The following is a 6,129-nucleotide window of genomic DNA, read 5'->3' as shown; positions in this document are numbered from 1 at the left end:
CAGCCGAGGCACCTTGCGCCTCGGGCAACGCCGTCTTCCGTGCGTGTGGTGACGTCAGTGACGTCAGTGACGTCAGTCCGCGATCGGCAGATAGACCCGGTTGCCGGCCGCCGCGAACTCCTTCGACTTCTCCGCCATGCCCGCTTCGATCTCCGTCTGCGAATCCCCGTGCTCACGCCGGATGTCGTGCGAGATCTTCATCGAGCAGAACTTCGGACCGCACATGGAGCAGAAGTGGGCCGTTTTGGCCGGCTCGGCCGGCAGCGTCTCGTCGTGGAACTCCCGTGCCGTGACCGGGTCGAGCGCCAGGTTGAACTGGTCCTCCCAGCGGAACTCGAACCGGGCGTCGGACAGCGCGTCGTCCCAGTCCTGCGCCCCCGGGTGCCCCTTGGCCAGGTCCGCAGCATGCGCCGCGATCTTGTACGTGATGACGCCGGTCTTCACGTCGTCCCGGTTCGGCAGACCCAGGTGCTCCTTGGGCGTGACGTAACAGAGCATCGCCGTGCCCCACCAGGCGATCATCGCGGCGCCGATCCCCGAGGTGATGTGGTCGTACGCCGGGGCGACATCCGTGGTCAGCGGGCCGAGCGTGTAGAACGGCGCCTCCTCGCAGATCTCCTGCTGGAGGTCGATGTTCTCCTTGATCTTGTGCATCGGGACGTGGCCCGGACCCTCGATCATCGTCTGGACACCGAACCGCTTGGCAACGGTGTTCAGTTCGCCGAGGGTACGCAGCTCCGCGAACTGCGCCTCGTCGTTTGCGTCGGCGATGGAACCGGGGCGCAGACCGTCGCCCAGCGAGTACGTCACGTCGTACGTCGCGAGGATCTCGCAGAGCTCCTCGAAGTTCTCGTACAGGAACGACTCCTTGTGGTGCGCAAGGCACCAGGCCGCCATGATCGAGCCACCGCGCGAGACGATGCCGGTCTTGCGGCGCGCGGTCAGCGGGACGTACGGCAGACGCACGCCGGCGTGCACCGTCATGTAGTCGACGCCCTGCTCCGCCTGCTCGATGACGGTGTCCTTGTAGATCTCCCAGGTCAGCTCCTCGGCCCTGCCGTCGACCTTTTCGAGGGCCTGGTAGAGCGGCACGGTGCCGATCGGCACGGGGGAGTTGCGCAGCACCCACTCACGGGTGGTGTGGATGTTGCGGCCGGTGGACAGGTCCATGACCGTGTCGGCGCCCCACTTGGTCGCCCAGGTCATCTTGTCCACCTCCTCCTCGATGGAGGAGGTGACCGCGGAGTTGCCGATGTTCGCGTTGACCTTCACCAGGAATCGCTTGCCGATGATCATCGGCTCGATCTCCGGGTGGTTGACGTTGACCGGCATGACGGCCCGGCCCGCGGCGATCTCCTCGCGTACGACCTCGGGCTCGACGTTCTCCCGGATCGCGACGTACTCCATCTCCGGGGTGATGTCGCCGCGCCGGGCGTACGCGAGCTGGGTGACGGGCCGTCCGTCGCGGCTGCGGCGCGGCTGCCGCGGACGGCCGGGGAAGACCGCGTCCAGGTTGCGCAGGCCGCCGCGGGGCGAGGTGTGCTTGAGGCCGTCGTCCTCGGGGCGGCCGGGGCGTCCGGTGTACTCCTCGGTGTCTCCGCGGGAGATGATCCAGTTCTCCCGAAGCGGCGCGAGTCCGCGCCGGACGTCGGTGTCGATGGCGGGATCGGTGTACGGCCCCGACGTGTCGTACAGCGTCACGTCCTTGCCGTTGGTGAGGTGCACCTGACGAACCGGCACCCGGAGGTCCGGGCGTGAGCCCTGGACGTATCCCTTGTGCCAGCCGATGGACTTCCCGGCCTCGCTGTTCGGTGCGTCCTGCGCATTCTGCGCATTCTGCTCCGAGGCAGGCGTGCGTGCGTCCGCTGTGGTCATGAGACCTACTCCCTACGCCGGCATTACCCGGTAACAGGTTCGGCGGTCGGCGCAGCCTGTTCCGTACCGGTGTACGGAGGTCAGCGCCCTCTCAGCCCGGTGCTCCGAGCTCCCGCGTGTGCAAAGGTGCCACCACGCTAGCGTCCTTCATGGCGTGCTGAATAGGGGGCCCCTCCCGTTCTTGCGATGATCGCCCGGTGACCTCCTCCCAAAGCGATCCCGAACCGCAGGGCAGCCCGCACGGCCACTCGCACAGTCATGGCCCTGCCGCCCCCGTCTCCAGGCATCTGCGCAAGGTCATCGCGGCCGTGCTGATTCCGTTCGCCACCGCGGTCCTTGTCGGCCTCGTGGTGTTCTGGCCCGGTGGCGCCCCCGCCCACGAGCGCACAGGTGTCGGCTTTGACCGGCAGACCCAGTCCGGCAAGGTGGTCCAGGTCGACAAGGTGGACTGCGCGGAGGTCAACGCCGCGCAGGTACCGCCGACCGGTGACACCTCGACCCCCTCGGGACGCGAGGCGGTCAACGAGCAGACGGGGGACTGCGAGAAGGCCACGATCGAAGTGACCAGCGGCGAGGACAAGGGGCGGACTTTCGTCGAAGTCGTCCAGCCGGACGCCCCGAGGCAGCTGCACGAGGGTCAGGGCGTGGTCGTGGCGTACGCGCCCGACGCACCCCGTGACCTCCAGTACTCGGTGACCGATGTGAACCGGAAGTTCCCGATGGCTCTGCTGGCCGGGATCTTCGCGCTGGCCGTGGTCGCGGTGGGCAGGATGCGCGGCGTGATGGCGCTGATCGCGCTCGTCGTCTCGTTCGGCGTGCTGACCCTGTTCATCCTGCCGGCGATCCTTCAGGGCTCGAATCCCCTGGTCGTCGCGCTGATCGGGGCGAGCGCCATCATGCTGGCGGCGCTCTACATGTGCCACGGCCTGACGGCCCGTACGTCCGTGGCCGTCATCGGCACACTCATCTCACTGCTGCTGATCGGTCTGCTCGGCTCGCTCTTCATCGGCTGGGCGAGTCTGTCCGGCAACACCGACGACAACACCGGTCTCATCCACGGCCTGTATCCGGACATCGATATGAGCGGTCTGCTGCTTGCGAGCGTCATCATCGGTTCGCTCGGCGTGCTCGACGACGTGACCGTCACCCAGACGTCGGCGGTCTGGGAACTGCACCAGGCGGACCCGACGATGGGGGCACGGAAGCTCTACAAGGCGGGGATCAGGATCGGCCGCGATCACATCGCCTCGGTCGTCAACACCCTCGTGCTCGCCTACGCGGGGGCCGCGCTGCCCCTGCTGCTGCTCTTCTCCATTGCCCAGAGCAGCATGGGGACGGTGGCCAACAGCGAACTGGTGGCGTCGGAGATCGTCCGAACGCTGGTCGGTTCGATCGGACTGGTCGCCTCGGTGCCGTTGACGACGGCGCTCGCGGCGCTGGTGGTCTCCGCGGACCGCACAGGGGGCGCGGAAGCCGGAGCTCCTGCACCCGCACGGACCGGGAGAGGCCGTCGTCGCAAGACGTAGCGACGGACGCCCCCTCAGCCGGCGTTCTGCTCCTCGGCGAGAATCCGGCCCAGCGCCACTTCGAGGCTGCCCTCGAAGTCACTCAGCGTGTGTTCCTGACCGAGCGGCACCAGTTTGTCCGTCCGGTCGAGAAACGCCACGAGAGGCGCCGTGCCGGCCCGGAAGAGCGCACGGTCCACTCCCACCTGGAGCCGGATGTGTACATCGGAAAGCCCTTCGGGCTCGGTCGGACCGATGTGCACATCCCCGTCGCCGCTGGGGCTGTTGAGACCGTCGAGCAGCAGCTCACGGCCAAAAGCCCAGGTGACAGGGGCGTCGCCCGGCAGGTGGAAGGTCATACGGATCGCGTAAGGATCGGCCACCTCGTACCGGAGCTCCACCGGAATACGGAAGGAGAGCTCCTCGGAAACGAGGAAGCTCATCATGACCTCTGCTTGAACCGACTCGCGCATCGTTCAACCCCGCGGTAGATGAAACTGGCCAGGAATGATCCCCAGTGACCCTATTGACGCCATCGTGGTGCACCAGATAGCAGATCACAAGGAGTGATTTTTCAGATACTGATAGAGAGCACGAGCGAGCGCAAGAGGTCCGTGACCTCGTTGCGTAGCTGTTCGACTGCGGGGAGCAACCGATCCTGTTGGTCAAAGGGCAGAGAAATGGCCATCGTCGCCACGGTGGTGCCCACCGTGATCGGGATGGCCGCGCAGATCGTTCCCAAGGCATATTCCTGTCGTTCAATGACAGGCTCCATGCGTTCCGTCGATCGCAAACGCTCAAGAAGCGACTCACGATCTCGCACAGAGTGAGGGGTCAGGGGCTGCACGGGATGGCGGTCGAGATGATCCCCGCGGGCGGTCTCGTCGAGCTGTCTCAGCAGGCACTGGCCGATCGCGTGAGCGTGACCGGTCTCGCGGAACGCGGCCCATTCGTCGACGGCGGGATTGGCGGGGGTGTCCGCGACCGCGATGAGTTCGATCTCACCCTCGCGGTAGATGGCGCAGTACACCGGCACACCGATGGCGTCGCGCCAGCGCGCGAGCGAATCGGTCATGACGCTGCGACGATTCTGCACAGCACCACCGTCGATCAGCCGCTCGGCGGCGTCGCCGAAAAGGAAGACGCCGTTCTCCCGGCGCAGATATCCCTCATGGGTCAGGGTGCGCAGCAGGTGGTACGCGGTCGGAAGCGGAAGCCCTGCTTCCCGTGCGAGTTGCTTCGCAGGCGCCCCGTCGCGATGGGTGCCCACAGCCTCCAGCAGCCTCAATGCCCGCTGCACCGAACCGATCAATGTCGGTACAGCGGTATTCGTTGCTGTGGTCACAGGTCACCCCCAGGCATGGTGACGGGCGGTCAGCCCTCCCGTGGGGGCCGCCCCCACGGACTGCCACAAACCTGGGTCCGGAGACCGGACTGCCGTACAAACCAATGGTCAATTCGATGACGGACAGTTACTTCCCAGGCGGCGGCAGCGATACGCCACTGTATCGGCACCGTGCGCCCGAAGTGCCTTTTCGTCCGGGACTTAGCTCAGCTGGCCTAATCGTCCCGCGACGGCCGTCACTACCAGTCACGGCCCGACGAGGACGAGGACATGAACTTCCGTACGACGAAGACCAGACCACCGACCAGAACGGCGAAAACCAGCACCTTGAAGAGCAGACCGATGACGAAGCCCACCACGCTGGCGATCAGGCTGCCGAACACGACGATCGCGATGACGGGCACCGCGACCCACTTCACCCACCAGGGCATCCCCGCGAATATCTCCTGCACCGCCATCGTCCTTACCTCGTCTCTATGAGTTCCTGCCTCGATGCTAGAGGCGCGGGGGTGGCCGGCGGGTGCTCCCGATCCCTTGAACTCCCCTGATCGATCCCCTAGGGACCGCTGGGTGGTAAGGCAGGGAACGCTGGGTGGTGCCGGCTCAGCCCTCCGGCGGAGAGAAGACCACCATCACCCGCAGGTCCTCGGTGATGTGGTGGAACTTGTGGGCCACTCCGGCCGGTACGTAGACGACGCTGCCCCTGCCCACCGGCGTCGTTTCCATGCCGACGGTGATCGCCGCACGGCCGCTCACGACGAAGTAGACCTCGTCCTGGTTGTGAGGCTGCTGCGGGTCGAGCTGGCCCGCGTCCAGGGCGTAGAGGCCGACGGACATATTGCGTTCCCGCACGAACTGGAGATAGGCGCCGTCGTTGGCCGCCCGCTCCGCCTCCAGTTCGTCCAGCCTGAATGCCTTCATTGCCCGTCCGCCCCTTGTATCCGTGCTGCCGCTGTCGGCCACCGATCATGTCTGCCACGATCAGACACATGAAGAATTTCGTAGTCAAGACGATCGCCAACGCGGGTGCACTGGCCGTAGCCATCTGGCTGCTCAAGGAGATAACGCTGACCGGTGACGACACCTGGAACAAGGTGCTCACGCTGGTCCTGGTCGCCCTTCTCTTCGGCCTGGTGAACTTCCTCGTCAAGCCGGTGGTTCAGCTGCTGACGCTCCCGCTGTTCATCCTGACGCTGGGACTGATCACGCTGGTGGTGAATGCCCTGATGCTGATGCTGACCTCGTGGCTGGCCGACCTGTTCGATCTGAGCTTCCATGTCGACGGCTTCTGGACCGCCGTCCTCGGCGGTCTGATCATCTCCGTCGTCTCCTGGGCGTTGAACGTCGTACTTCCCGACGAGGACTGATCCGGGCGTTCTGAAACAGTGCAGGCCGGACCGGTGA

At 65.9% G+C, this 6,129-nt stretch carries 7 protein-coding genes and 1 riboswitch; of the genes, 2 read left to right on the top strand and 5 right to left on the bottom strand.

What is annotated here, in order from left to right; all coding sequences use genetic code 11:
* Nucleotides 1–72: 72 nt before the first annotated feature.
* The gene (gene thiC / locus ACFT7S_RS36565; protein WP_382740178.1) at nt 73–1,875 is read right to left on the bottom strand and encodes a phosphomethylpyrimidine synthase ThiC; all 1,803 of its coding nucleotides are present in this window, start codon (nt 1,873–1,875) and stop codon (nt 73–75) included.
* Nucleotides 1,868–2,001: riboswitch (TPP riboswitch) on the bottom strand. (Overlaps the previous gene by 8 nt.)
* Nucleotides 2,002–2,072: 71 nt before the next feature.
* Between thiC and ACFT7S_RS36560 the strand changes: the two genes are divergently transcribed.
* Nucleotides 2,073–3,401 carry a YibE/F family protein gene (locus ACFT7S_RS36560; protein WP_382740175.1) on the top strand — a complete coding sequence of 443 codons (1,329 nt, stop codon included), beginning with the start codon at nt 2,073–2,075 and terminating at the stop codon, nt 3,399–3,401.
* A gap of 14 nt (nt 3,402–3,415) precedes the next feature.
* Here ACFT7S_RS36560 and ACFT7S_RS36555 read toward each other — a convergent pair whose 3' ends face one another.
* From ACFT7S_RS36555 to ACFT7S_RS36540, 4 genes are all read right to left on the bottom strand, one after another.
* A complete protein-coding gene (locus ACFT7S_RS36555) occupies nt 3,416–3,853 on the bottom strand; it encodes an SsgA family sporulation/cell division regulator (protein WP_382740172.1) in 438 nt (145 codons plus the stop codon).
* Between the two features lie 101 nt (nt 3,854–3,954).
* Entirely contained in the window at nt 3,955–4,725 is a 771-nt protein-coding gene (locus ACFT7S_RS36550; protein ID WP_382740169.1) for an IclR family transcriptional regulator, read from the bottom strand.
* A 239-nt stretch (nt 4,726–4,964) separates the two neighbouring features.
* Nucleotides 4,965–5,177: a DUF5326 family protein gene (locus ACFT7S_RS36545; protein WP_382740166.1), complete on the bottom strand. Its 213-nt coding sequence runs from the start codon at nt 5,175–5,177 to the stop codon at nt 4,965–4,967.
* A gap of 151 nt (nt 5,178–5,328) precedes the next feature.
* Entirely contained in the window at nt 5,329–5,646 is a 318-nt protein-coding gene (locus tag ACFT7S_RS36540; protein ID WP_382740163.1) for a cupin domain-containing protein, read from the bottom strand.
* 68 nt (nt 5,647–5,714) lie between these two features.
* Here ACFT7S_RS36540 and ACFT7S_RS36535 point away from each other — a divergent pair, with 68 nt between their 5' ends.
* A complete protein-coding gene (locus ACFT7S_RS36535) occupies nt 5,715–6,092 on the top strand; it encodes a phage holin family protein (protein ID WP_382740160.1) in 378 nt (125 codons plus the stop codon).
* The last annotated feature ends 37 nt before the right edge of the window (nt 6,093–6,129 follow it).

The organism is Streptomyces sp. NPDC057136, from assembly GCF_042670885.1.
GTDB lineage: Bacteria > Actinomycetota > Actinomycetes > Streptomycetales > Streptomycetaceae > Streptomyces.
This window is presented reverse-complemented; position numbering and strand designations above follow the sequence as displayed.